Here is a 25,987-nt window from a genome sequence, read left to right as displayed (position 1 = left end):
CGTAAAACACATAATGAAGCATACAAAATAAAATTCTCCTACTCAGAACTGAATAAAATATGACTGAAGACCCAAATGACGATTTAATTAACGATCAAGAGGAGCCGCAAGAAACTATTACCCGAATAACGGGGATGTATAAAGATTGGTTTCTAGATTATGCTTCTTATGTTATTTTAGAGAGAGCTGTACCTGCTATTGAAGATGGTTTTAAGCCAGTTCAACGTCGAATCATGCATTCTATGAAAGATTTAGATGATGGACGTTATAATAAAGTAGCGAATATTGTTGGTCACACAATGCAGTATCATCCGCATGGGGATATGAGTATTGCAGATGCGATGGTACAAATTGGTCAGAAAGATTTATTAATAGATACACAGGGAAACTGGGGAAATATATTAACAGGAGACCGTGCTGCCGCATCACGTTATATAGAAGCTCGTATTTCTAAATTTGGGCTAGATGTTGTATATAACCCTAAAATAACCGAATGGCAAGCTAGTTATGACGGTAGACGTAAAGAGCCTGTTAACTTACCAGTTATGTTTCCTTTACTTTTGGCACAAGGTGGCGAAGGTATTGCGGTAGGATTGTCAACAAAAATATTACCACATAATTTTATTGAACTTATTGATGCTTCTATTAAGCATTTACAAGGGAAACGATTTACAATATTACCAGATTTTCCAACGGCAGGAATTGCTGATTTTTCTAATTATAATGATGGGTTACGAGGTGGTAAAGCAAGAGTACGTGCTAAAATTTCGCAGCTTGATAAAAATACGCTTGTCATCTCAGAAATTCCATATGGAACGACTACATCATCACTTATAGATTCTATTTTAAAAGCAAATGATAAAGGGAAGATAAGGGTTAAGAAGATAGAAGATAATACAGCGGCAGAAGTTGAGATTTTAGTGCACTTGCCTTCGGGATTATCACCAGATAAAACTATTGATGCACTGTATGCATTTACTAGTTGCGAATCGTCTATTTCACCCTTAGGTTGTGTTATTGAAGACAATAAACCTTTATTTATAGGTGTTTCTGAAATGCTACGCCGCTCCACAGATAATACCGTGCAACTTCTTAAAAGTGAACTTGAAATTAAATTAGAAGAGTTTGAAGAGCAATGGCATTTTGCAAGTTTAGAACGAATTTTTATTGAAAATAGAATTTATCGCGATATAGAAGAGGAAGAAACGTGGGAAGGTGTTATAAGCGCTATTGATAAAGGTTTGCAACCACATATAAAACATTTAAAGCGAGCTGTTACGGAAGATGACATTGTTAGGTTAACAGAAATTCGAATTAAACGTATATCAAAATTTGATATTGATAAGGCGCAGCAAAAAATTGATGCTTTAGAGGATCAGATTGCTGAAATAAAACATCATTTAGAGCATCTTATTGATTACTCTATAGCTTATTTTACAAGATTGAAGAAGGATTATGGGAAAGGCAGAGAACGTAAAACTGAGATTCGTGCTTTTGATGATGTAGATGCGACTAAAGTGGTTATAAGAAACACGAAGCTTTATGTAAATAGAGCAGAAGGTTTTATAGGAACATCACTTCGTCGTGACGAATATGTAGGTGATTGTAGTGATATAGATGATATTATAGTATTTACCAAAGAAGGGAAGATGATGATTACTAAAGTAGGTACAAAAACCTTTATTGGTAAAGATATCATACACGTTGCTGTCTTTAAAAAGAAAGATAAACGTACTATTTATAATTTGATTTATCGTGATGGCAAGAGTGGACCTTCATATATTAAGAGGTTTGCCGTTACAGGTATAACAAGAGATAAAGATTACGATTTAACGAATGGGAATAAAGGTTCTACGGTGCTTTATTTTTCTGCAAATCCAAATGGAGAGGCAGAAGTTGTTACCATATTGTTACGACAAGCTGGTAGCATAAAGAAATTAAAATGGGATATTGATTTTGCAGATATACTTATTAAAGGTAGGGTTTCCAAGGGAAATTTGGTTACTAAATATTCTATAAAACGTGTTGAACTAAAAGAAAAAGGTGTTTCTACATTAAAGCCACGTAAGATTTGGTTTGATGATGCTGTACAGCGTTTAAATGTTGATGGCAGAGGTGAATTAATTGGAGAATTTAGAGGTGAAGACAAACTCCTTATTATCAATCAATCTGGAATGATTAAAACAGTTACGCCAGAAGTTACCATGCATTTTGATAATGATATGATTGTTATGGAAAAATGGATTCCTAAAAAGCCAATATCTGCTATTTATTATAATGGTGAAAAAGAAATCTATTATGTAAAACGTTTTTTAATAGAAAATGAAGGAAGGGAAGAATCCTTTATTTCAGAACATCCTAATTCGCAATTAGAAATTGTATCTACAGATTGGAAACCCATGGCAGAAATAGTATTTGCTAAAGAACGAGGTAAAGACAGAAAAGCCAATTTAGAAATAGATCTTGAAGCATTTATTTCGATTAAAGGTATAAACGCTTTAGGAAATCAGTTAACAAGGGATAAAGTGAATCAAGTTAATTTGTTGGATCCATTACCTTATGAAGCTCCAAAGGAAGTACACGCAGACGATATAGAAGTCATTGATGAAACAGAAGTTACAGCAGAAATTTCTGAAAAGGCTGGTGATGGAAATTCAAACTCGGATAATAAAAAATCACCCAAGGATGATGATTCTGATGATGAAGGACAAAAAACGTTGTTCTAACACCTAATACCTAAAAAACACCTAACCCCCAGTTTCCTATTCTATTGTCGAATTCGTTACTGCTATCGGTGTATCGGCATGCATAGAAATACTAGGGTAAGCTGGATACCAGGAGCCACCAATGTTATTTTGTATTATGGAATTATCTATAATAATATTTCCTGAATGATCATTACTAACAAAAAAAACAGATGAGCCATAAGCGTTTACTTCGTTTTCTTCAATACGCGTACCAAATATTTTTAAAGTCATGGTGTTCCCATCATTATAAATAGCGCCTCCGCTTCCGCCTCCGGGAGTTCCTGACTCTGCAGGATTTCCGCCATTGCCAATAGCTTTATTATGAGAAAAGAGACTGTTTATAATGGTCCAGGACACTCCAATACTACTTATACCACCACCATTAGACCCTACATTGCCATAACCATCAGCTCCTCCAAAAGTAGTATTTACAACATAGACAGGTTGATTATTATATTGACTAAAAACACGAATAGCTGCGCCTCCAACATCTGGACCATTACTTTCACAAAAATTATTAAAAAAACGTGAATTTATGACTTTAAATCGCCCACCACGAACCCAAATAGCACCACCGCCAGTGTATTCGGTTTCAGAAGTAGAGTTACCGTCTGCAAAAGTGATATTTTGTACTGTAAGTTTTGGGTGGTCTTGGTTTTGACAATGATCTGTTGTCCATACTTGATCTGAATCGCAGGTATTCATATATAATATACGTGTGTTTCCACCACCACTTAAAGTAATTAATCCACCACCATCAATAATAACATCAGGATTGGCATTATTAAATACCTTGGCCGGCCTATCCATAACGATGGTGTGTGGGGTCGGACCACAATTGAATACTATTTTCCCTCCCTGAGCCACTGCATTTACAACAGCCTCGCAAGTACAACTTTCAGGAGTTCCGTCACCAACAATAACATCAGGATTTGAAACATCTTCTAAGTTAGCTTCAATAGGAATTGATGAGTTCCCTTCAGGATTTCCAGCCGCAGGACCATTTTCTGGGTTTTCAAGAGGGTTGTGGATCGAATTTAAAGTATTATCATTCTCTTTAGAACAATTAGCAAAAGTAAAAACAAGAATTATAATAAATATACTCTTGATGATTTTGTAGGTTAAGTTTTTCATCTGCGATATATGTTAAAAACATATATACGTTAGCTATGATATTTTTAGATTTTTATTTTTTACTGCAATAAAATATTTATACCCAAGAGCCAAAACAACTTGTAAATTCAATCTATTTTTTTAAAGAGAAGAGATTTGGACAACAGAAATAACACATCTAAGTAAATGGTTTTTATATTTTTCTTACATTTTGTATCTTTAAACAAATTAAAAAATAATGGCTAAACAAGACAACAATAACAATGGTGGCAATAATAAACCAATTCCTAGGAATAATCCTAGTGTAAAGCCTAAAGGTGATGATTTTAGCGGATCAGGAACGGGAACTAGACCAAAAACTGATAAAGATTAAAAAGGATTTTATTTATGCCAAGTGGTAAAAAACGAAAAAGACATAAGGTAGCCACACACAACCGGAAGAAACGAAGAAGAGCAAATAGACACAAGAAAAAAGGAGGTGGAGATTTTAAAGGACAAGGTTCTGGTAATAGACCTGATTAAAACAGTTTAAAATTAAATATAGTAAGTAATAATAAGCCTATAAACATAAGTACCATTGAAGCCGAATTAAATATACTAGTTAATAGGTTAAATAGTTTTATCTTTTTATCATGTTGAGTTTGTATACATTCATCTATATCTTTTCCTTGTATTTTCCTTAATTCTAAGTTTATATACTTTTCTTCAAAATTATTAGCATGATATCCAGATAGTTGAGATAGAAAATTAATCGCAATAGCAAATAAGAATGACAACCCTGTAAATAACAAAAGATTTGAGTTATTAATAGCTATTTCACCTGCTTTAAATTCACGTAAGGTTTCAAAAATAATATAAATACCTGCCCCACTGATAGAAATTATTAATAGGTCCATTCTTCGTATAGAATAATTGGTCCTTTCCTTAGTGTTATTTAAATGCTCATTCCAAGCATTATATTTGAGTTCTTTGCTTTTTTTCATTGCTTTACCATAAAAATAAAAAAAACTTTAATAAGAACAAAAAGATTTAATTGAACCATAACTTATTGCTTAATATTAGTCTGGTTTCCTAAATTATGATCATGGGTTAATTATTTTGAGCATGTTGTATTTTTTGTAAAATTTACAATTTTTGATTTGCTGTTAGCCTGATTTTATTAATGAGTAATTTGCAGTCAAATGGCATAATACTATAATACGTGTCTCTTCGAGCTCTTTTGCTTTATCAAGTACAAGTTTTATAGAAAAGTTATAAAAATTGAAAGTTTCATAGGGCTTCAAAAGAGTCAACTTCACATTATGCCTTTTCCGCTTTAGCCTGATTCGCTTTAGCTTTTTTTAATTGTCTTTGTATTTTCTTTATAGCAGATTCTATTGATTTTTCAGGTTCTATAATGTTGTACAAGCCCCAGAATTTGGGATCAGAAAAACCTGAGGTCGCATCAGCTAAAATGGTAGTTGGACGCATCATTTTATTTCTGGGTTTTTCGATAACCGCGTCTTTAATCCGCCAATCGGTAACAGCCATTTCGCTATTTAGCGTGTAAACATTGTTAAATAATTTTCTTTTCCAATTAACTTTAAAGGTTAATGAAATATTACTATATGCATAATGCCATTTACCATTTTTAGTTCTGTAATTAACCCTATATGTGGCTTGGGTTGGATAAACAATAGCCGAGCCAGGTTTTTTGCGGACATACATTTGACTGGTTAGTTTTTTGTTCTCAACATTTAAACTATAAACAGCATTGGTAAGTGCTAACGTTTTTGCATCAATATAAAGCTTACCATAGTATAGGGGCGTGGTAACGTTAGGCTTTTGTTTAAAATTAACAACATAAACTAAATTTTCATTTATTCGAGTAGATGCATCGAAGCTAAAATCATAAAGAGAGATATCTTCACTTGTGAAAATATACTCCGGATATTTTATAATATCAGTGTACAAATTACTAAAAGGGCCTCCTTGTAATTTTACGGCAAGGGTATCAAGTCTTGTATAATCTGTTTTTTTTCTTGATTTAATAAGCTCTATCGCATCTTTTTTATGACTATCGTAAGGGCGTTTATGTATTTGCACAACCGCTTCAGACAGTGATGCATTTTTCCTTCTCTTTTTGATAGTTTCTCTATAAAAAGCTGTCATTAAGGTATTGCTATTGTTGTATAACAAGCTTCTATTCTTAAGTGTGGCTTCTAAAAGAGATTTAGCATCTTTGTATGTGTCAATTTCAACAGCAGTTAACTCAGTAACTGCAGGAGTTAGTGCTATTTTTAATTTGTTTTCTAAAGTTGAAATTTTAATTTCTTTTTTCTCATAACCTAAATGAGAAATAATTAAAGTACCATTTAATAAGTTTTGAGGTATTTTTAATAGAAATTTGCCGTCGGTGTTAGTTACAGTACTAATATTTGAACTAGCAATGACTATGTCCGAAAAAACTAACGCGTCTTTAGTCTTTTGGTCAATAACTTCTCCTTTAATCTCTTTTACGAATTGCTTATCTTGTGCTGTTAAAGAGGAAAAGCTAAAAATTAAAAATAGAGTTAAAACTCTTAATGTTAAGGATGTAGGACTTTTCATTGTGTTAGGAATTTAGTCCAAATAAGATACGAAAAAAAAGTGAATATTAACTAATTTAATGATTTTTAACGTTTTAGAGGAGTAGATAGATAGTATAATAACTCTACCGAAACAGTTATTTATCTTAAGTGTTCTTTTGGAAATTTTTAAATCATTTAGACATTCTTGAAGAAAAAATGACACACATAATAAATAAAGAAAACAGATAACCAAACAGTTAAAACATAACTGTCTATCAATATTTAATAAATAGTTATAACAAGATTTTTAATTAAGAAATGGTATCAGAAAGCAATTCAACATAAAGTTCCTTCTCTAATATATGATTTCTAGACATAAAAGAATTGATTCCAAAAAGGATCTTTTTCGAAAACGCTTTATTCGTTTTAGGATTCAAAATAAAATCATCTAAGCTCAGTTTCTTTACCTTGTTCATAGATATCATTTTGAAGAAGTCTAATATGGATCGGTTAAGAATATTTCTTCCTTTAAAACTATTAGTAGTACTCACAGTACTTCTAAATCCCATAACTTCATAGTTGCCCTTCATTTCAATTATTATCACATCACCTTTAACCTTCTTTTTTTATTAGGAAACATGATTTAAATCATATTTCTTTTATAGAAAAGGAAATACATTTGGTGCACAATACTATTTGAAACAGAGATTCATATATGAAACAAGGAAAAGATTTAATTGAAGACGTAGAGAAATCGTATTCCGTTCCGAACCTAGATAGAGCATTATCTATCGTCGAACTTTTACAAGATTCTCCACAAGGTTTTAGTTTAACCGAATTACAGGAACGTTTAGGCTTTCCTAAAAGTTCAATATTTCGAATTACTCAAACGTTGGTCAATCGTGGGTATCTTATAAAGTCAGGTCAGCCTTCACTTTTTTCCTTGTCTAAACGGTTTTTACATATTGGGTTATCAACACTTTCAGAGCCAAATCTACTAGAAAAATGTCTGCCAGTCATGCGTTTATTGCGTGATGAATTAAAAGAAACCATTTTGGTTGGGGCTCTGGTAGAAAAAAAAGGTGTTTTGTTAGAACAGGTTTTAGGTTCGCATCCATTTACATTTATGTTGAATGCTGGTCAGGGGTTTCATTTGCATCCATCTGCACCAGGTAAATCTATTATTGCTTTTTTACCCCAATCTGAAAGAGAAGCCATCATAGAGAGTATGTCTTTTGAAAAGTTTAATGACCGTACCATTACTAATATTCATGATTTTAAAGAAGCATTAAATAAAGTTCGTTCCTGTGGTTACAGTATAGATTATGCAGAGGAGTTAGAAGGAGTTCATTGTGTTGGGGCTCCTATATTTAATCAGTATGGTTGCCCTATTTCAGCAATATGGGTCACTGGACCTTCTGCTCGTTTGCCTTTAGAAAAATTTGAAGAAGTAGGAGATATGATTCGGGACATGTGTCTCGGTATTTCACGTCAGTTAGGCTATAACCAATAATATTGAGGTTATGAAATCGATTTTCCGTTTAATATGTTTAGTTCTTTTAATCAGTTTTTCAATAGATGCGGAGACTCAGGATCAAAATGTATTTAGGACAAGTGCCATAACACTTTCCAGTAATGGTGACCTTGTTTTTATGGCGCATCAAAAGACTAAGAAAGTATTAATGTACGATCGTGAAAGTATGAAGCCCATACATGAGTGGGCTTTCCGCGAACCACCTACAGGTCTTGTATGTAAAAACGATAAACTTTATGTAACGAGTACGTATGCAAAGGGTTATGTGACTTGCATTGATTTAGAGACAAAGAAGGTTGATTGGAATGTGTCTGTTGGTATGGGAGCCATTTCACCTGTTGTTACTAAAGATGGTACCAAATTATATGTTTGTAATCAGTTTAGCAATACGGTAAGCGAGGTAGATTTGCTCACTAAAAGGGTTCGCCGAGAGGCGAAACTATTGCGGGAACCCCGAACCATGGTTTTAAGTCAAGATGAAAAGTCCTTATATGTTGCTAATTTTTTACCTGAGCAAAGAGCAGATAAAGAAGTGGTTACCGCAAAACTAAGTGTTATTTCAACGCAAACGTTTAAAATTTCTAAACATATAGCATTAACGAACGGTAGTAATGCCCTAAGGGATATCTGTCTTTCACCTATGGGAAACTATGTATTTGTTTCTCATAATTTAGGACGATTTCAAGTGCCTACATCACAATTGCAACAAGGGTGGATGAATACGAGTGCCATAAGTGTTATTCGTACAAGTAACCATAGTTTGCTTGGATCTTTTTTGGTAGATGAGCCAGAGGCGGGTGCTGCAGGTGTTTGGGGACTTGCTTGTGATAACAAAAGTTTAGTGGTTAGCCAATCGGGGACACACGATCTTAGTGTAATAAACTATGCTAAACTAAAAGAGCGAATGGAGCAAACAGTAGATAAGTCAACATTATCTTATGATCTTCGTTTTTTAAATGGTATTCGAGATAGGTTCAATATTAAAGGAAATGGCCCTAGGTCTTTGGTAATGGACGAAAAAGAGATTCTCATACCGACCTATTTTTCAGATACACTTAATATTGTTAAACGATCGACGCTTTCGGTTTCAGCGATTGCTTACAACCCTAACTTTAAGGAAAGTATTTCACAAAAAGGGGAGAAGTATTTTAACGATGCCAGCCATTGTTTTCAAGGCTGGCAATCATGTAATGGCTGTCATCCCGGAGATGCTCGTACCGATGGCCTGAATTGGGATTTATTAAATGATGGTATTGGTAATCCTAAGAACTGTAAGAGCATGCTTTATGCTTACCAGACGCCTCCTTCTATGATTTCAGGTATTCGAGCAGATGCAGCGACGGCTGTAAACGCAGGGTTCCTCCATATTCAGTTTGCGGAGATAGATCCGGAAATAAAGCTTGGAGTCATCGAATATATAAAGTCTTTAGAACCACTACCAAGTCCTTATCTAAAGGATGGGGGATTAAGTGAAAATGCTAAAAAAGGTGAAGGCATATTTAAACGGGCGAAGTGTTCTTTCTGTCACAGTGGCCCCTTGTATACAGATATGAAAATGCATAAAGTAGGTGAAGTCGAATTTGAAGATGGTTGGGACACGCCAACACTTAGGGAAGTTTGGCGAACAGCACCCTATCTGCACGATGGATCAGCCCAGACCATCGATGCACTGTTTCGAAAGAAAAGACATGGTTTAAGAAATGTGAATCTGAGTAAAAAAGAAATGAAATATTTAATTGAGTTTGTGAACTCCTTATAATATAAGTTAGAGATATGTTGGATTTGAAATTTGAATATGCTTACTCCTCCGTTACAGGCAGTTTTAAAACAGCATTTATGGATGCTTTCTCTAAAATTGAACAGGAAGAGTGTTTGTTGAAGATGAGTGTTTTTTTTGCTTCAAATTCAGAAGAAAATTATTTTGAGAATTTAGACTTCATCCGTGAAAAGGGACAGGCCAAGTTTGGTTCCAATATGATGGGGATTTCTTATGTATCTCAAAAACCTCTAAACTCAGAACTTATTATAGAACTTATTCTGGCCAAAAAAGAAAGCGAAGTTTTATATACTTCTTATAACGATGTTTCTTATGCAAAAGTTGGTGTTGGTGATGAAAAAATGCTATTTATTTCTGGGATACACGGCAAAAAAGATCAAACTATTCCACAACAATCTAGAGCCATTTTCCGAGTGATTAGAGCGGTGTTGGAATTTGAAAATATGCCTATTTCATCTATTGTTCGTCAATGGAATTATATTCCTGATATTACTCGGTTTGAAAAAGATTTTCAACATTACCAGCAATTTAACGATGCAAGAACGCTGTTTTATGAGGGCGTAAATTGGAAGAAAGGGTTTCCTGCGGCTACAGGTATTGGAACACGTTATGCTCCTTTATTAATTGATGTCATTGCTATGAAGGGACATTTGGGAGAGTTTCCATTAATGAACTCGAAACAAGTTAATGCACATATCTATTCAAATGACGTTTTGTTGGGAGCAGGAGATAGCGTCTTGAAGCAAAGATCTACCCCCAAATTTGAAAGAGCAAAGCTAATCGAAGAAAAGCAATCTGTTTCTGTTTTTGTATCTGGTACAGCTGCTATTGTTGGTGAAGAAAGTTTGGCATTGAATAATGCTTCTGAGCAAACCAATATTACCATTGATAATATTAAAAACCTGATTTCTAAAGAGGCATTAAGTTTCTGTGAACCCAAGTTGGAATTTATACGTGTTTATGTGAAGAATCCTCCTGATTATGGGGCTGTGAAACGAGTTTGTGAGAGTCGTTTATCTGATGTACCAGCTGTTTATGTAGAAGCAGATATTTGCAGAGAAGAACTACTGGTAGAGATCGAGGCATTTGCAAAAGTTACAGTATAAAATGAATTCTATATATAGTATATAAATAATTATAAATCAAGCTAAGATTATTAGTATCATTTTGTTAGGTACAGACTTATACTAACAGTTAGGGCAATTAAAAATTTAAAAAATGAAAAGAAGAGACGCATTAAAAGCTACAGCAATCGGCTCCTTAGGACTTGTGTCGAGTTCGTCATGTTCCTTTGGTTCAGGTGAAAAAAAATTAGATTTTAAAAAAACAGAAATGAAGAAGTATACTAATGAGTATTTCTATGACGATGGGATATTAAACCCAGAAAAGGCTTTAAATGCTTATAAGGAATTGATGGCATTTTATCATGTTCCTTTTGATGCGTTTTTGGAGAAAAATATGTTTATCACAGATTTTGGATTAGGTGATTTTGCTAATGTTGGTATGGCAGGTGTGTTTTGGCATAATAGTAAGGAGTATACCTATTTTGCTCATGAAATTTTTCTATTGCCTGGACAGATGATTGCAGAACACAAACATGTAAAAACTGATGATATAACCAAAATGGAAACGTGGCATGTACGTGGTGGTTCCATTTACAATTTTGGAGAAGGTGAAACTACGGCCAATAACCCTAAAACGCCTGAAAGTCAGAAAGGTTTTATCACTGTGTCTAATGTGAATGAACTAAAATTAAATGGCTTACAGACTTTAGGTCGATTGGAAGCCCCACACTTTATGTTGGCTGGAGATCAAGGAGCTGTGGTCTCGGAGTATGCGAATTATCATGATGGTGCAGCGCTTCGTTTTACCAATCCAAATGTATCCTTTACTGATATTATGGGTAATATGTAAGAAGTTGTTTTAGTTAAAAAGAGCAGGACTTAACAGTTGTAGAAATCACTTTTTCTGTTCTTAATCAATAATGTTATTAATTATTTAAATGGTTTAAAAATGAGAAAATTAGATCACATTGGGATTCCAACGAAAGTCGTTCAGCCTGAAGAAAATTATATGGAGGGCGCCAAATTATTTATTACAGACTATACCAATAGCGCAAACAAAATTGAGTGGTTACGATTTGAATCAGGTTCTGAATTTCCAGAATTGATTCAGACGACAGCACATATTGCTTATCAGGTTGAAGATTTGCAAGTCGAAATGGAAGGCAAAACAATTTTAATTGAGCCTTTCTCTCCAAAAGATGGTTTAACCATTGCTTTTGTAGAAGAAGAAGGCGCTCCTATCGAGCTTATGCAATTTGACAAATAATAAAACTTAGTTAAAACAAAAAATATAAAATGATGTCTGAAATAGCAAACACTTCTCAAATCAAAAAATTTATTAATGACCCTAATAATATTACTAAAGAGTTATTAGAGGGATATACGATGGCATATAGGGATAAAGTGACACTTTTAGATGAGTATACGGTTGTTCGTACCCATCCAAAGCCTCAAGATAAGGTTGCCATTGTTACTTTAGGTGGTGCTGGTCATGAGCCTGCTCTAAGTGGTTTCGTGGGAGAGGGCATGCTTGATTGCTCAGTAGTTGGTGATATTTTCGCTGCTCCTGGTGCACCTCGTCTCCTTCAAGCGCTTAAAGAATTTAATCGTGAAGCTGGTGTACTCCTAATTGTTTTAAATCATGCTGGTGATGTTATGAGTGCTAATATGGCTATGCAAATGGCTGAACGCCATAACATCAATGTAAAAAGCATTCTTACTCATGATGATATAAGTGCAGGTAATTCTACACCTGATGAGGATCGTCGTGGATTAGCAGGTTGCGTGCCTTTATATAAAATTTTAGGTGCAGCAGCAGAGGAAGGTAAATCGCTAGATGAGTTATGTGAAATAGGCGAGCGTTTCAATAATCAGGTTGCAACGCTTGCTGTGGCAATGAAGTCATGTACACATCCACAAAATGGTGGCATTATAGCTGAGCTTCCAGAAGGTGTTATGGAAATTGGTATGGGACAGCATGGTGAAGGCGGTGGCGGTCGTATGGAACTTCTTAGTGCAGATGAAACAGCCACATATATGATAACCCAACTTATGGAAAAGTTAGAGGCAAAGACAGATGACAGAATGCTTCTTTATATCAATGGTGTTGGAGCTACCACACATATGGAAATGAATATTATTTTCCGAAAATCTTGTCAAATCCTTGAAGCAGCAGGATGTCAATTAGTGGAAGGTAAAATAACAGAAATATTAACTGTACAAGAGCAATCTGGTTTTCAGATGATTTTAGGTAAATGTGATGATGATCATGCTATTTACTTGAAAGATTGCACTTCTGATGCTCCATATTGGACAGTAATAGGCAAAAATTAAGTTATGGAGAAGTTGACTATAGATGCTTTTAAAAGTATGATGAGGTTTGCGTTAACAAATATTACCGAACGTGCCGAAGAACTCTCAAACTTAGATGCTGTAGCTGGAGATGGAGATCATGGAACAGCCATTGTTGCTGCTCTTAATGCTGTAATGAAAGCAGGTGAAAGTGGTGTCGAATTTAACGAAATGTTAGGTAACATGGCCTTTGGCACTATGGAAGAATCATGTGGTTCTACAAGTACACTTATGGGCGCTTTTTTTATGGGAATGGCAGATGCTTCAAAAGGTGATGCATTAGATGTCAAGGAAGTAAAGAACATGTTTAGATCTGGTTTAAACATGCTTCAAACACAAACAAAGGCAAAGATAGGAGATAAAACTATGATGGACGCTTTAGTTCCAGCAGTCGAGGCTATTGAGAGTGCTGAAGGCGATATAGTTGAAATCTTAAATAAAGGAGCAAAGGCAGCTTTGGTTGGAGCAGAAAAAACCATTGCTATGAAGGCAAATTTTGGCAGAGCACGTCATTTAGGAGAACGATCAATTGGAACAGCAGATCCAGGAGCTACTTCTTGGGCTTGCATGTTTGAGTCATTTTCCAAGGCAATTGAACAATACGTATAAATGTAAATAATTAAAGAGTATTATATAATTTAAAAAAATATTATGGCTGATTTAGATGATTTAAGAGAAGGGAATAATTTTTCAAATGAACCTGTTAGTAACCAAGCTTTTTATTTAAAAGGGAGTGATAACATGGACTGGGGAATGAAAGATCGTCTTTCCCGTATTTTCCGGCCATCTACAGGACGAACAGTCATGTTGGCTTTCGATCATGGTTTTATTATGGGACCTACTTCTGGTCTAGAACGAATTGATTTAACTATTACACCATTAATTAAATATGCAGATTGTTTAATGGGGGCTCGCGGTATGATCCGTTCAAATATTCCTGCTAATTCGAATAAACCAATCTGTTTACGATCTGATGCTGGAACATCCATATTGACTGAGTTGAATCACAACGTATTAATTGATATTCAAGATGCTGTTCGTATGAATGCTTCGGCCATAGCTGTTATGGCTTCAGTAGGAGATACATCCACCGAGGCTATTACGATGGCTAATATATGTAAAGCTGTTGATGCTGGTCAAAAAGCGGGTATTCCTGTAATGGGGGTAACGGCTGTTGGTAAAGATATGGTTAGAGATGCCCGTTATTTTAGTCTGGCATCACGTATGTGTGCCGAGAATGGAGCGAACATTGTTAAAACGTATTATACTGAAGGCTTTTCAAAGGTGACCTCATCTTGTCCAGTACCTATTGTAGTTGCTGGAGGAAAAAAACTGCCAGAGTTAGATGCGTTAAAACTTAGTTATATGGCAATTAATGAGGGAGCTGCCGGGGTTGATATGGGACGTAATGTTTTTCAGTCAGAAAACCCTGGGGCTATGATTCAGGCTGTTAGCGCTGTGGTTCATGAGAATTTGATCCCTAAAGATGCATTTGAAATGTTTAATGATTTAAAATCACATGAAGTTACTAGCATATAATTTAATGTATTTAGTTATTCTCGTTATGAAAATACTTATTATTCATGGGCTTCTATGATACATAATATAAAGGTTTCCGTAGTTGTATGTATAGTCTATTCGTTTTTGATATGTTCATGTTCAACAACTAAATCCAACTATTATATTGGAGGTTCTGGTTGGAAGGAAATTGCCCTTGTTGATAACCAGGGAACGAAGTTATGGAGCCATCAATTAGAAGAAGGACAAGAATGCAATTCGGTTAACCAATTTTCTAAAGGAAAGGTATTGTACTCTTTTAGACAAGGCGCTAAACTGATTGATCAAAATCATCAGGTACTTTGGGAGTATCTATGTGATGAGAGTTCTGAGGTTCAATCAGCCTCATTAACAGATGAAGGTAATATTTTACTCGGAATTTGTGGCAATCCGGCTAAACTATTAGAATTTTCGTCTGATGGAGAAAAGATAGTAGATATTTCCTTTGAAACAGGTATTAAAAACCCTCATGGTCAATTTAGAAAAATTAGTAAAACGGCCAACGGAAACTATTTAGTCCCACTTTTAGGAAAGAAGTTAGTTTTTGAAATTGACGCAAGAGGTAAAGTTGTTAGACAGGTCAAAACAGGCATATTTGTTTTTTCTCTGGTCGTATTAAAATCCGGAAATTGGTTGTTAAGCTGTGGCGACACTCATAAAATGAGGGAAATAAACCCTAATACCGGGGCAGTCGTTTGGGAACTTAAAGAACATGATCTTGCTGGTGTTCCGCTTCGATTTGTAGCAGAAGCTATTCGGCTTAAAAATGGGAATACCATTATTTGTAATTGGGGAGGGCATGCCGGAGATGAGAAAAAAGTAGCACAGGTTTTTGAAATTGATGCCGATAAAAACCTGATTTGGAAAATTGAAGATTATAAGAATTTTGGAAATGTATCCACTCTCGATATGGAATCATTTCCAAAATATAAAAGGTAAACTGTTTTTTTAATTTATAAACAAAAGAGATGTTGAAATCTATAAACTTATTATTGGTGTTTTTAATGTTAGCAGCCAGTGGCTGGGCACAAACTCCAACTGCTAAAAAGAATTGGAGTCAAAGTGTAATTGAATTGAAGAAGGAACTCCGAAAGGAGTTAGGGGATCGTTTCCCGGTTAATTCAAAAGTATTAAGAAAAGGAGATACACCAGAGAAATTATCTGTAGACATAACTGGGGTTGAGAATTTAGTTATGATCTCAGATGGTACTGAAGATGGAAATGGTTGGGATCATGCTGTATGGGCAGACGTAAAATTATTTAAAGCTGATGGTAGTTTTGATTACGTGGATGCGCTAGAGATACAATCCGGGCATGCTGGATATTGGGAACCATTAAAAAATATTAATGGTCATGGTAAAAAGCTTACAATACAATCAAAAGTGTATGATCATGGAATTTTTCTTCATGCAGATGGAGAAGTTGTTTTTAATCTAAATGAAAAATACGTTCGGTTTGAAGCACTTGTTGGTATTGATGACGGCTCTAATGCACAAGCTTCTGTTAGGTTTGTAGTCCAAAACGTTTCTGCAAACATTATTAAGAAACAATTAGTTTCGAAGTTTCCCAAAATAGGTCCTTTGTTTTTTAATATGTTGAATATAAGTTCTTTATCATGGTTGATGTCTGACGATTGTTTGGCTGAAAGGACAGTAGTTAACAATCTTGTTAATTTGTTAGATAAGCCAGAGCATTTTGAAAATTTACTTAAGGAAGCAGCAGAATTGCCGAAGTCAGAACAATTAGGTAAATATCTAGAGTTATTCAAAAGAGCGAGCGAAATTTACAACCTTCAAAATAAATTGAAATGGATTAATCCTGTAGCGATACGTTTGGCTTTTGATAATATGAAATTGAATACCAAATTTAAAGCTTTTGAATACCAGGAAAAACTTGATTTTATAGAAAAAGTATATGCTACTTCTGTTAACGGCATGTACAGAGAAGATTTGGAGTCTATTAAAAACTTGAATAAGATTAGTGAGTACAAAGATGAACTTTTACTTGCTAATCCGCTTTTAGATTTTGATAAAATTATTGCTGTTCGTTACAAATTAGGTAATCGTGCGCGTAAGGCTATGGCTCCTGAAATTGGGACACAAAGTAATAATTGGAGTTCTCATATGTCCGCAAGGAAGAGTAATTTTGATTGTGAATTAAGTGTTTTGAGTAATTTAAGAGGAGATGTTCAATCTAAAACAATTTACAAGCCTATTAATAGTGCTCCTTTAAATAGTTTAAAACTACATTGGGATGCTGATAGATTGATGTTTACGAGCGTAAATAAAGATAATCTATGGCAGATTTTCGAGATGGATTTAAATTCTAACAAAGTTCGTCAATTAACGCAGGTAGATGAAGAAGATTTAGAATTCTTCGATGGCGCTTATCTTCCAAGCGGAAAAATAGTAGCAGCGTCTAATATTGCTTATCAGGGTGTACCTTGTGTTAATAGTGCTGATATTGTTGGAAGTTTTTGTGTTTATGACCCAAAAAGTAAAGATTTAAGAAGGATTAGCTTTGGACAGGATAATGATTGGTGTCCAGAAGTAATGAACAACGGAAGATTAATGCAATTGCGTTGGGAATATAGTGATATTACTCACTATTTCTCAAGAATCATGCTGCATATGAATCCTGATGGAACCAATAAGAAAGAATTATACGGTAGTGGTTCTTATTGGCCTAATTCTTTGTTTGATGCAAAACCTTTACCTGGTAAAAATAATAGTCAATTTATTGGAGTTGTCTCAGGTCACCACGGCATTGCTCGTTCCGGGCGATTAGTTATGTTCGATCCAGCTAAAGGACGAAGAGAAGCTGATGGTGTTATGCAAGAGATACCTTATAGATATAAGTCAGTAATTCCAGAAATTAAAGATGGGCTAGTTGATGATGTTTGGCCTCAGTTTTTGAAACCTCAAGTATTATCAAAAGATTACTTTCTAGTTACGGCCAAATTAAATCCAGAATCTTTATGGGGTTTGTATTTGGTTGATGTTTTTGATAATGTAACACTTATTGCAGAATTTGAAGGTGAAGGTTTAGCAGAAACAATCCCTGTATTTAAAAAAGAAACGCCTCCTATTATTCCAGATAAAGTGAATCTGGATAATATGGAGTCTACGGTATATATTCAAGATATCTATACAGGCCAAGGTACAGAAGGAATTGAACGAGGAACCATTAAGGAACTAAGAGTGTTTGCTTATGAGTTTGCTTATGCAAAATCGCCATCTGGACATATGGTGCAAGGCATTCAGGCAGGTTGGGATATGAAAAGAATATTAGGGACTGTTCCTGTGGAAGAAGATGGTTCCGTTATTTTCAAAATACCATCTAATATTCCAATTTCTATGCAGCCATTGGACGAAAATGGAGCTGCTGTACAATTAATGAGATCATGGGTTACCGGTATGCCTGGAGAAGTTATTTCATGTACGGGGTGTCATGAAGACCAAAATACAATTGCACAACCTAAATTTACACTAGCATCACGAAAAACCCCAATTAAAATTACGCCTCCGGAAGCTGGAGTCAGAGCATTTACTTTTGATCTAGAAATTCAACCAATTCTAGATCGTCATTGTATTTCATGTCATGATGGGAATGAATCAGAACTCAACTTTAAAGATCGTTCTATAGATAAGGTTACAGGTTTTGGTAAGAGTTATTTGGCTTTACACCCATTCGTTAATCGTCAAGGTCCTGAAGGCGAAATGCCTGTAACCAATCCAATGGAATACCACGTAAGCACTTCTGATTTAATACAACATCTAGAAAAAGGACATAAAAATGTTAAATTAACTGATAGGGAATTAAGAACAGTATATGAGTGGATTGATTTAAATGTCCCTTATCACGGTACCTTTAAAATTCAGGATGTATTTGGTATAAATCCAGAAATTCGCCGTAATGAGTTAATGGTAAAATATGCCAATACAAAAGTAGATTGGATAAAAGAGATTGATGAATATATTAACCATTTAGATAGCAAAGGAAAAATTGAGCCAGTTATTCCGGAAGAGGTGAAGCCACTAAAGGAAAAGAAAATTAAACTTAAAAATTGGCCATTTGATACCACAACGGCAACAAAAATGCAATCTCAAACAAGGAAAAAGGAGATCGTGGTCGATTTAAATGAGACTATCAAAATTAAACTCAAATACATTCCTGCGGGATCATTTGTAATGGGGGCTAATCATGGAGATGTTGATGCCTACCCTCCAAGCAAACAAGTTTTGAAAAAGGGATTTTGGATGTCGGAGTACGAGATAAGTAATGAGCAATTAAGAGCATTATTCCCAACCCACGATAGTAGATATCAAGTACAGTTTTGGAAAGATCATACCACACCAGGTTATCCTGCCAATAACCCTAATCAACCAGCGGTTCGTGTAAGTTGGGAAGAAGCCATGACCTTTTGTGAAATCTTGTCGGATAAAACAGGGTTGAAAATTTCTTTGCCAACAGAATCTCAGTGGGAATGGGCAGCAAGGGCAGGTAGTGATAGTGAATTTTGGTATGGGGACGAATCAATTGATTTTTCAGAATATGCTAATTTGGCCGATATGCAATTAGCTGACATGGCCGTAACAGGTGTTGATCCAAAACCAATGTCAAAAAACAATCCGTTACGCCCTTATTTTGATTACATACCACGTTCAAAAGTTGTAGATGATGGTAGTATGTTGGCGGTTAGTGTTGGTTCTTACAAACCTAATCCATGGGGGTTATACGATATGATTGGAAATGTTTCGGAATGGACTCGTTCTGATTATAAGCCATATCCTTACAAAAATGATGATGGAAGAAATTCTGGAAATCTAAAAGTTCAAAAAGCCGTTCGTGGTGGCTCGTGGAAGGATAGGTCGGAAAAGGCCAGTTCGTTTTATCGAAAAAAATATGCATCTAATCAAAAAGTATTTAATGTAGGGTTTCGAATTATTGTTGAAGAATAAGCATCTATTAAAAGGATAATAAAAATTAATTTACAGGTTGCCTGGTAAGAAGTCTATTAGATCTTCTTACCGGACGGCTTTTAATAAAAGAACTCATTTAAACTTTTTTCATTTGCTAAAAAACGATCCTTTTTCACCCATTTTTTGTCTTTTTCTTCTTCCGTAGCTCTGCTATGCAACTCAAAAAAGGCTTCAAATGGTCAAAAAATGTCTCATTTTCGCTTAAACGGAAAAAGTTTAAATGAGTTCAAAGTTACTTGGTAAAAAAAATATCTAATAACCACTAAAATTTAAATATTATGAGTTTACGTAAATTTATTGCAATTCCAATTTTAATTGCTTTATTGGCTGGATCAATTCAAATTGTAGATCAACTTCTTCACCTTCATGTAGAGCCGGTAGGAAATGTAGGTTTTGGCTGGATAGCTTTTCAGGCATGGGCCATGTATTTTCTAGCAGGATGTGATATTAAGGGAGGGGTTCGAACCCTTTTAGGCTATGTGATGGGAATTATTGCTTCTATTTTAATTATGGTCTTAGGAAGTGGTCAGTTTGCTGGATTAGGATTTTTTGCTTTCCCTCTTGCCGTTTTTTTAGTGGTAATACCTGTTATTTTTCTTGAAAAAGTTAAATGGTTAGATTTTATACCAGCCATTTTTGTTGGAGCTGGAGCATTTTTTGCATTCATGTCTTATGTCCCTAATGCAAGCTTTGTAATTGCTGCAAAAACGGAACTAATTTATTGTGTTCTTGGATTGATATATGGATATGTTACTGTTAGTTTAAGAGGTGCTTATGAGAAAAAAATAAGTAAATCATAATATTCTTTACATATATAGATTTTTTCTTTTTAGAGCTTGAAAAAAAAATATCGATATTATTATATCAGTGTGTATGGCTAAATCATAATAATTTAACATAATCGGCATTTATGTTTTAAAGAGACCTGACAGGTTTTTAAAACCTGTCAGGTCTACTCACTCTATGATATTTTATCTTGATTCAACTATAATTAATACCACTTCAATGAATTTTAGATAAAATAGAGCTTTAAGTCTGTTAGCAAATTAGTAAAAGTTTATACTGTTTAATTTATACTGTAATCGGTGAGTGTTTTCATAAAAGCAATGATATCTTGTATGTCTTCTTCAGAAAGATCTAAATTGTCAAATGGTAATGTTTGATGAGGTACATCGAAACCTAATCCGGAGCCACCACCTTTGTTATAAAAATCCATGACTTGTTCTAAACTTTCATAAACACCGTTATGCATATATGGAGCAGTCAGTTCCACATTCCGAATAGAAGGCGTTTTAAAAGCGCCTTTTCGTTCTTCCGTTTTAAAAAGGTTATAACGGCCTAGATCATCATCTAGCTTTTTGTTTTCTTCTGTTTCCGGAACGCCAATAATTTCAAGCTCTGACTCATTAAAGTTTGGAGGTACTGTACCATTGAATAATGGAGGAAAATGACAGGTAGCGCATGCAGCTTTGCCTATAAATATGTTAAACCCCCTTTTTTCTGCATGTGTAAGCGTATTTTCTTTTCCATTAATGTTATTATCAAATTTTGAATTAAATTCATTTAGCGATCTAACATATGAAGCAATAGAATGTCTGATGTTCATATCGTTTGCTCCTCTTGAATATAGCGTATCGAATGCCTTTGCGTAGTTTTTATCACTTTTTACGACCTTGACGATATGTTTTAGGTCAGCATTAAATTCATCATGGTTAGTAACAACTCCTGCTATTTGTCCTTCTAAACTACCTGATCTATTATCTAAAAAAAAGGCTTTCTGTAAACCTGAATATGTAAGGGTAGGTGAGTTTCTTTTTAAATTTTTATTAAAAGTTACTTTTCCATCTGTAAAGGCTTTTTCCTTAATATGGCAAGTAGCACAAGACATATCATTTTTTACAGAAAACCTTTTGTCATTAAATAGTTGTTTCCCTAGCTCTATTTTTGTGTTTAAATATATGGTATCACTTTTATAATCTGAGAAGTATTCTAAGTTAAAAGTGTTTTTACTGAATAAACTGGTTAAATTGTTTTTTAAAGCTAACTCGAAAGGAAATTCTATATTCCAATCTTTTTGAGTGGCTTTTAAAAGTTCTAATTGTTTATTGGTATGATTTTTAATAAACCCATATCTATCTAAGCTATCAAAATCTGTATTTAGTATTTTCTGGGAATTTATTAGCTCCGTTTTCCATTTTTGAAAGAGATCTTTATTTTTAAAATTGCTTTGATAAATGTTAAAGATGTCATTTAACGTACCTAAAACGTAACCTGATTCGCTTAATGAAGCTTCTAACACTGGAGAATCGAAATTAGATAAACCCGTTGTAGCCATTCTAACTATAGCATCTCTAATAAGCCATAATATATGATAGTCTTTAAAATTTAGATCAATATTATGTTCTATTAATTTTAACCTCCCACTTGTTACTTTTAGAGCCCTGGATAAAACTAAAGTATCCATGGATTCAGAAAATAAATTTTCTTCTATGACTTGATATCCTATGGGTTGGTTTATTTTAATATCTGTAGGATCTTCTTCTTGGATTCGCAGTAAGTTTGGAGCGTTTAAAGACTTGTAATTTTCTTTTTCTATGTACGCTAGTATAGGTTCGCTCTTTTTAAAGCATGTTCTTGAGTTTATATAGTGTTTCTTGTTGGTGTCATTATTGTTTGTAATATCAATGCTATCCAAATGTTTATAAGCCATAACAAGATGGTTACTATATAGCTTTTCTAATTTATCTGTTTTTGTAATCTGTTCTTCTGTATTGTTTTTTTCTTTATCAATACAAGAAACGCTTAAAAGCAAAAGACATACACTCATAGTGTATGTCTTAGCTTTGAATATAAAATTCAAATATATGTTCATAAGATTATCTTTCTAAACCTTTGATTATGTAAAGCATAGAGCCTTCTTTTCTGTTTGCTAAGTCTGGATTAGCTTTTGGATCTGTAAACGAAGTTCCGTCTGCAGGCTCCCACCCATGATTTTGAGTTATTAATAAGAATGTGTTATCTCCATTATTAACGACATCAGTAACATCTATCATACCAGTAATTTCCCAGTTTCTATCAATGGTACCATAGCCTAAACCGGCAGCTCTATTCTGGTCACACTCTAAAACAGTTTTTATAGCGCCTGTGCTTAAGTTATATTGATATAATTTGGCAAAACCGTTAGCAGTAGTATCTAAATACCCGTTTGGATCTTCTTGTATATATGCATAGTTCTCAGTGACTAAAATATTATCAGGTGAGTGGAAGCCTTCAGCTTTACCACCAACTTTATCACCATCTAGGACACAAGTAATTTTACAAGCCCCAGTGGGGTCTGTATCATTTAATACAACTTTGTAAACCCTACCTAAAATAGTTCCTTTTCCAACTAAATCTGCTTTATCTCTACCAGTAACAGCTAAATAAACTTCTTTTTGGTTTGCAGCAGAACCTCTTCTCCAATCGATATCCTCTAATCTAGAGAATCCCATCACACCTTTAGATTTAGCTTCTGCATCTAGAGCTGCAATTTCTCTTTCGGTTAATTCAACAAATTCAGCATCATACTCTGTACCCTCAACCATATCTACTTCAAAATCAATACCAGCAGAAGTTACTTTTAAACCATATAATTTACCGCCTTCTAAATCTCCTCTGTTTCCAACATACATGCCTAATTGACCAGAAGGTACGCTGTTATCAGAATGATCATCTCCAATAAAGGCAACAGTTTTATCTTCATAAGCATCTTTACCAATAACAACAGCATTTTCGGTAGACCACTGTCCAAAAGCAGTTAATAATTTTCCAGTACTAGCATCGGCAGCATCTTTTGCCGGGTCTGTTAAAAACACACCTTTAGAAGCACCTCCCCATTCTCCTCCAGATAGGTATAAGGGACCAAACCCATGTTCTTCAGGGCTAATCAAAGATCCAGAACATTGAGCTGTTTCAGCAGTAGCAGCAGCATTTAGAATATATTCACCATGATATGGTCTTAGATTTTTGTTTAATAAAATACGGGCAATAGAATAATCCGCTTCTATATTGTTAATTAAGGTAAACGTTTCATTTCCATTGTTAATTAACCCAGCTCCGTCGGCCATAGAACCATATACAAAGTCAGGAGTGTTTGGAATGACATCTTCGGAAGATAAAATAGGTGTGATTTTTAAACCTACAAAATCGCTTGTTACTTTTAATAGGCTTGGAGATTTTGATGCTGCTAGATAAACAGAGGCATCGCTACCATTTGCGCCATCTGTTCCATCACTACCATCTACACCATCCAGACCGTCTTTTCCATCTTTTCCATCCTCAATATCACAGCTTGTTACTGTTAAACCGGTAGTAATTGTAACTACTAGTAGTAAAAAAAGTTTAAATAAATTTTTCATAATTTAATTAGAATATTATTTTGGTTATAATTTGTTTTCAAAATTATTGTGAGACAATTTAAAGTCTGTTAAGTCATTAATATTGCTATATTAATTTAGGGTTATTGTAAGGTTAATAAGGTTAGAGAAATATTAATAGTAAGCAGTTAATGTTATCGGTTAATTAAGCTCCCGTTTATTACAAGGCTTTTTTAAGTTGAAATGCGTTCATTATAAAGACTCATAAAATAGTCAGGATTATGAGGAAACTCTTAACGAATTTTTTAGATTTTCGAAATTGAATATCTGTATCTTTGCATTTCTAATTTCCAACATTATCTATGTCGTCAGAGAGGATCTCATTCAAAAAAACAGGCTATTTTTCATCACTAATCTGTGATTATCTAGAAGAGAAATCAGAATTGAAGGCGTTTTATCATCATTTCCCTAAAATTGAAAATTTTGAAAATCAGATAAAAGAAAAACAAATATCTGTTCAAGAGCAATCAAGGATCGTTCTGGTTGATAGTTTAAAGCAACAATATAAAGATATTGACGCATCAGATTTAACACATCAAAATATTGATGCTTTAAAACAAGAAAACACATTCACGATTACAACGGGACATCAGCTTAATTTATTTACTGGTCCCTTATACTTTTTATATAAAATAGTTTCTGCGATCAATCTTTCAAAAGAATTAAACGAAACATATCCATCATATAATTTTGTACCAGTTTATTGGATGGCAACAGAGGATCATGATTTTGATGAAATTAATTATTTCAATTTTAAAGGAAAGAAAGTACAATGGAATAGGGAATCCCAAGGTGCAGCGGGAGAATTATCGTTAGAAGGTTTAGAAGATATATTTAAATTATATTCAAAAGAGCTAGGGGTTAGTAAAAATGCTGATTATTTAAGAGATTTATTTAGTAGAGCTTACTTAAATCATACTAATTTAGCAGATGCTACACGGTATCTTGCAAACGAATTATTTAAAGATTATGGCTTAGTTATTATTGATGCTAATGATACCAATTTAAAAAAACAATTTGCTCCTTTTATAGAAGATGAATTACTGCATCAAAAATCTTTTAAATCTGTTTTAGAAACAAATAAAGATCTTTCTAAAGCATATGATATTCAGGTAAATCCACGCGAGATTAATTTGTTTTATTTAAAAGAAAATCTAAGAGAACGTATACTTTTTGAAGATGACATATTCAAGGTGAACAACACCAATATCTCATGGAGCAAGAGTGAGATACTAAAACATCTCCGTGAGGTGCCGGAAAGGTTTTCGCCAAATGTGATTATGCGTCCATTGTATCAAGAAGTGATATTACCTAATCTATGTTATATTGGAGGTGGCGGAGAATTAGCCTACTGGTTTCAATTAAAACAGTTTTTTAATACGGTTCATGTCCCATTCCCAATATTGTTGTTACGTAACTCTGCTTTAATTAAGACCAAGCAGCAATCTGATAAATTAAAAAAACTGAATATTTCGAATGCCGATATCTTTTTAAAACGAGATGCTTTTATTAATAAGAAAGTAAGAGAGATATCGAATATAAATATAGACTTTTCATCCCAAAAAGAGCATTTGGAAGTACAATTTAAAACGCTGTTCAAGTTAGCAGAGCAAACAGATAAATCCTTTTTGGGAGCTGTGAAAGCTCAAGAAGTAAAACAGCTAAAAGGAATAGAAAACTTAGAAAAAAGACTACTTAAAGCTCAAAAAAAAACGCTGGCAGATCAGGTTTCCAGAATCACCGAGTTGCAGGAACAATTATTCCCTGGTCAAAGTTTACAAGAACGAAATACCAATTTCTCTGAGTTTTATTTAGAATATGGTGAGCGACTCATTCCTAACCTTATTAAAAACCTAGAGCCTTTAAAAGGTGAATTCTTAATACTAAATCTTTAACA

21 protein-coding genes are annotated in these 25,987 nt (G+C 34.2%); 15 read left to right on the top strand and 6 right to left on the bottom strand.

From position 1 onward, the window contains the following. The first annotated feature begins 59 nt into the window (after positions 1-59). Positions 60-2,726, top strand: coding sequence for a DNA gyrase/topoisomerase IV subunit A (locus Q4Q47_RS19695; RefSeq protein WP_303308359.1), 2,667 nt, complete (start codon positions 60-62; stop codon positions 2,724-2,726). A gap of 36 nt (positions 2,727-2,762) precedes the next feature. Here Q4Q47_RS19695 and Q4Q47_RS19690 read toward each other — a convergent pair whose 3' ends face one another. Next, positions 2,763-3,881: a hypothetical protein gene (locus Q4Q47_RS19690; protein ID WP_303308358.1), complete on the bottom strand. Its 1,119-nt coding sequence runs from the start codon at positions 3,879-3,881 to the stop codon at positions 2,763-2,765. A gap of 217 nt (positions 3,882-4,098) precedes the next feature. Between Q4Q47_RS19690 and Q4Q47_RS19685 the strand changes: the two genes are divergently transcribed. Next, positions 4,099-4,233 (top strand): hypothetical protein, encoded by a 135-nt coding sequence (locus Q4Q47_RS19685; RefSeq protein WP_303308357.1) that lies wholly within the window; start codon positions 4,099-4,101, stop codon positions 4,231-4,233. A gap of 14 nt (positions 4,234-4,247) precedes the next feature. Further along, a complete protein-coding gene (locus Q4Q47_RS19680; RefSeq protein WP_303308355.1) occupies positions 4,248-4,382 on the top strand; it encodes a hypothetical protein in 135 nt (44 codons plus the stop codon). On the opposite strand, the gene Q4Q47_RS19675 is transcribed toward Q4Q47_RS19680, so the two are convergent. The 3 genes from Q4Q47_RS19675 to Q4Q47_RS19665 form a co-directional block, all read right to left on the bottom strand. Then, positions 4,379-4,843 (bottom strand): hypothetical protein, encoded by a 465-nt coding sequence (locus tag Q4Q47_RS19675; protein ID WP_303308354.1) that lies wholly within the window; start codon positions 4,841-4,843, stop codon positions 4,379-4,381. The two genes, Q4Q47_RS19680 and Q4Q47_RS19675, sit on opposite strands and share 4 nt — an antisense overlap. Before the next feature lie 316 nt (positions 4,844-5,159). Next, positions 5,160-6,449, bottom strand: a complete 1,290-nt coding sequence (locus tag Q4Q47_RS19670) for a carboxypeptidase-like regulatory domain-containing protein (protein WP_303308353.1) — start codon at positions 6,447-6,449, stop codon at positions 5,160-5,162. Positions 6,450-6,720: 271 nt separating this feature from the next. Continuing rightward, positions 6,721-6,999 (bottom strand): hypothetical protein, encoded by a 279-nt coding sequence (locus tag Q4Q47_RS19665; RefSeq protein ID WP_303308352.1) that lies wholly within the window; start codon positions 6,997-6,999, stop codon positions 6,721-6,723. A gap of 125 nt (positions 7,000-7,124) precedes the next feature. Between Q4Q47_RS19665 and Q4Q47_RS19660 the strand changes: the two genes are divergently transcribed. From Q4Q47_RS19660 to Q4Q47_RS19610, 11 genes are all read left to right on the top strand, one after another. After that, positions 7,125-7,922 carry an IclR family transcriptional regulator gene (locus Q4Q47_RS19660; RefSeq protein WP_303308351.1) on the top strand — a complete coding sequence of 266 codons (798 nt, stop codon included), beginning with the start codon at positions 7,125-7,127 and terminating at the stop codon, positions 7,920-7,922. Between the two features lie 10 nt (positions 7,923-7,932). Next, positions 7,933-9,702 carry a hypothetical protein gene (locus tag Q4Q47_RS19655; RefSeq protein ID WP_303308350.1) on the top strand — a complete coding sequence of 590 codons (1,770 nt, stop codon included), beginning with the start codon at positions 7,933-7,935 and terminating at the stop codon, positions 9,700-9,702. A 14-nt stretch (positions 9,703-9,716) separates the two neighbouring features. Then, positions 9,717-10,826 carry a chorismate transformation enzyme, FkbO/Hyg5 family gene (locus tag Q4Q47_RS19650; protein ID WP_303308349.1) on the top strand — a complete coding sequence of 370 codons (1,110 nt, stop codon included), beginning with the start codon at positions 9,717-9,719 and terminating at the stop codon, positions 10,824-10,826. 112 nt (positions 10,827-10,938) lie between these two features. Next, the gene (locus tag Q4Q47_RS19645; protein WP_303308348.1) at positions 10,939-11,634 is read left to right on the top strand and encodes a cupin domain-containing protein; all 696 of its coding nucleotides are present in this window, start codon (positions 10,939-10,941) and stop codon (positions 11,632-11,634) included. A 99-nt stretch (positions 11,635-11,733) separates the two neighbouring features. Continuing rightward, complete coding sequence (locus Q4Q47_RS19640) at positions 11,734-12,051, top strand: VOC family protein (protein WP_303308347.1); 318 nt, start codon at positions 11,734-11,736, stop codon at positions 12,049-12,051. A 29-nt stretch (positions 12,052-12,080) separates the two neighbouring features. Then, the gene (locus Q4Q47_RS19635; RefSeq protein WP_303308346.1) at positions 12,081-13,118 is read left to right on the top strand and encodes a dihydroxyacetone kinase subunit DhaK; all 1,038 of its coding nucleotides are present in this window, start codon (positions 12,081-12,083) and stop codon (positions 13,116-13,118) included. A gap of 3 nt (positions 13,119-13,121) precedes the next feature. Beyond that, positions 13,122-13,745, top strand: a complete 624-nt coding sequence (locus Q4Q47_RS19630; protein WP_303308345.1) for a DAK2 domain-containing protein — start codon at positions 13,122-13,124, stop codon at positions 13,743-13,745. Positions 13,746-13,787: 42 nt separating this feature from the next. Next, complete coding sequence (gene lsrF, locus Q4Q47_RS19625) at positions 13,788-14,675, top strand: 3-hydroxy-5-phosphonooxypentane-2,4-dione thiolase (RefSeq protein ID WP_303308344.1); 888 nt, start codon at positions 13,788-13,790, stop codon at positions 14,673-14,675. A gap of 54 nt (positions 14,676-14,729) precedes the next feature. Continuing rightward, positions 14,730-15,632 (top strand): beta-propeller domain-containing protein, encoded by a 903-nt coding sequence (locus Q4Q47_RS19620; protein ID WP_303308343.1) that lies wholly within the window; start codon positions 14,730-14,732, stop codon positions 15,630-15,632. A 29-nt stretch (positions 15,633-15,661) separates the two neighbouring features. Beyond that, a complete protein-coding gene (locus Q4Q47_RS19615) occupies positions 15,662-19,654 on the top strand; it encodes an SUMF1/EgtB/PvdO family nonheme iron enzyme (protein ID WP_303308341.1) in 3,993 nt (1,330 codons plus the stop codon). 299 nt (positions 19,655-19,953) lie between these two features. Continuing rightward, on the top strand, positions 19,954-20,475 hold the full coding sequence (locus Q4Q47_RS19610; RefSeq protein WP_303308340.1) for a DUF1097 domain-containing protein: 522 nt from the start codon (positions 19,954-19,956) through the stop codon (positions 20,473-20,475). Positions 20,476-20,741: 266 nt separating this feature from the next. Here Q4Q47_RS19610 and Q4Q47_RS19605 read toward each other — a convergent pair whose 3' ends face one another. Both Q4Q47_RS19605 and Q4Q47_RS19600 read right to left on the bottom strand, forming a co-directional pair. Next, entirely contained in the window at positions 20,742-22,502 is a 1,761-nt protein-coding gene (locus Q4Q47_RS19605; RefSeq protein ID WP_303308339.1) for a cytochrome-c peroxidase, read from the bottom strand. A 49-nt stretch (positions 22,503-22,551) separates the two neighbouring features. Further along, complete coding sequence (locus tag Q4Q47_RS19600) at positions 22,552-24,072, bottom strand: alkaline phosphatase PhoX (protein WP_303308338.1); 1,521 nt, start codon at positions 24,070-24,072, stop codon at positions 22,552-22,554. 320 nt (positions 24,073-24,392) lie between these two features. Between Q4Q47_RS19600 and bshC the strand changes: the two genes are divergently transcribed. Then, positions 24,393-25,985, top strand: a complete 1,593-nt coding sequence (gene bshC, locus Q4Q47_RS19595; protein ID WP_303308337.1) for a bacillithiol biosynthesis cysteine-adding enzyme BshC — start codon at positions 24,393-24,395, stop codon at positions 25,983-25,985. Positions 25,986-25,987 lie beyond the last annotated feature (2 nt).

The sequence above is a fragment of the Flavivirga spongiicola genome (assembly GCF_030540825.1).
GTDB classification, from domain to species: domain Bacteria; phylum Bacteroidota; class Bacteroidia; order Flavobacteriales; family Flavobacteriaceae; genus Flavivirga; species Flavivirga spongiicola.
This window is presented reverse-complemented; position numbering and strand designations above follow the sequence as displayed.

What these genes read in the sequence shown, in the direction of transcription:
- Q4Q47_RS19695 (WP_303308359.1), top strand. Translation starts at nt 60, where the DNA reads ATGACTGAAGACCCAAATGACGATTTAATTAACGATCAAGAGGAGCCG.
- Q4Q47_RS19690 (WP_303308358.1), bottom strand. Translation starts at nt 3,881, where the DNA reads ATGAAAAACTTAACCTACAAAATCATCAAGAGTATATTTATTATAATT.
- Q4Q47_RS19685 (WP_303308357.1), top strand. Translation starts at nt 4,099, where the DNA reads ATGGCTAAACAAGACAACAATAACAATGGTGGCAATAATAAACCAATT.
- Q4Q47_RS19680 (WP_303308355.1), top strand. Translation starts at nt 4,248, where the DNA reads ATGCCAAGTGGTAAAAAACGAAAAAGACATAAGGTAGCCACACACAAC.
- Q4Q47_RS19675 (WP_303308354.1), bottom strand. Translation starts at nt 4,843, where the DNA reads ATGAAAAAAAGCAAAGAACTCAAATATAATGCTTGGAATGAGCATTTA.
- Q4Q47_RS19670 (WP_303308353.1), bottom strand. Translation starts at nt 6,449, where the DNA reads ATGAAAAGTCCTACATCCTTAACATTAAGAGTTTTAACTCTATTTTTA.
- Q4Q47_RS19665 (WP_303308352.1), bottom strand. Translation starts at nt 6,999, where the DNA reads ATGAAGGGCAACTATGAAGTTATGGGATTTAGAAGTACTGTGAGTACT.
- Q4Q47_RS19660 (WP_303308351.1), top strand. Translation starts at nt 7,125, where the DNA reads ATGAAACAAGGAAAAGATTTAATTGAAGACGTAGAGAAATCGTATTCC.
- Q4Q47_RS19655 (WP_303308350.1), top strand. Translation starts at nt 7,933, where the DNA reads ATGAAATCGATTTTCCGTTTAATATGTTTAGTTCTTTTAATCAGTTTT.
- Q4Q47_RS19650 (WP_303308349.1), top strand. Translation starts at nt 9,717, where the DNA reads ATGTTGGATTTGAAATTTGAATATGCTTACTCCTCCGTTACAGGCAGT.
- Q4Q47_RS19645 (WP_303308348.1), top strand. Translation starts at nt 10,939, where the DNA reads ATGAAAAGAAGAGACGCATTAAAAGCTACAGCAATCGGCTCCTTAGGA.
- Q4Q47_RS19640 (WP_303308347.1), top strand. Translation starts at nt 11,734, where the DNA reads ATGAGAAAATTAGATCACATTGGGATTCCAACGAAAGTCGTTCAGCCT.
- Q4Q47_RS19635 (WP_303308346.1), top strand. Translation starts at nt 12,081, where the DNA reads ATGATGTCTGAAATAGCAAACACTTCTCAAATCAAAAAATTTATTAAT.
- Q4Q47_RS19630 (WP_303308345.1), top strand. Translation starts at nt 13,122, where the DNA reads ATGGAGAAGTTGACTATAGATGCTTTTAAAAGTATGATGAGGTTTGCG.
- lsrF (WP_303308344.1), top strand. Translation starts at nt 13,788, where the DNA reads ATGGCTGATTTAGATGATTTAAGAGAAGGGAATAATTTTTCAAATGAA.
- Q4Q47_RS19620 (WP_303308343.1), top strand. Translation starts at nt 14,730, where the DNA reads ATGATACATAATATAAAGGTTTCCGTAGTTGTATGTATAGTCTATTCG.
- Q4Q47_RS19615 (WP_303308341.1), top strand. Translation starts at nt 15,662, where the DNA reads ATGTTGAAATCTATAAACTTATTATTGGTGTTTTTAATGTTAGCAGCC.
- Q4Q47_RS19610 (WP_303308340.1), top strand. Translation starts at nt 19,954, where the DNA reads ATGAGTTTACGTAAATTTATTGCAATTCCAATTTTAATTGCTTTATTG.
- Q4Q47_RS19605 (WP_303308339.1), bottom strand. Translation starts at nt 22,502, where the DNA reads ATGAGTGTATGTCTTTTGCTTTTAAGCGTTTCTTGTATTGATAAAGAA.
- Q4Q47_RS19600 (WP_303308338.1), bottom strand. Translation starts at nt 24,072, where the DNA reads ATGAAAAATTTATTTAAACTTTTTTTACTACTAGTAGTTACAATTACT.
- bshC (WP_303308337.1), top strand. Translation starts at nt 24,393, where the DNA reads ATGTCGTCAGAGAGGATCTCATTCAAAAAAACAGGCTATTTTTCATCA.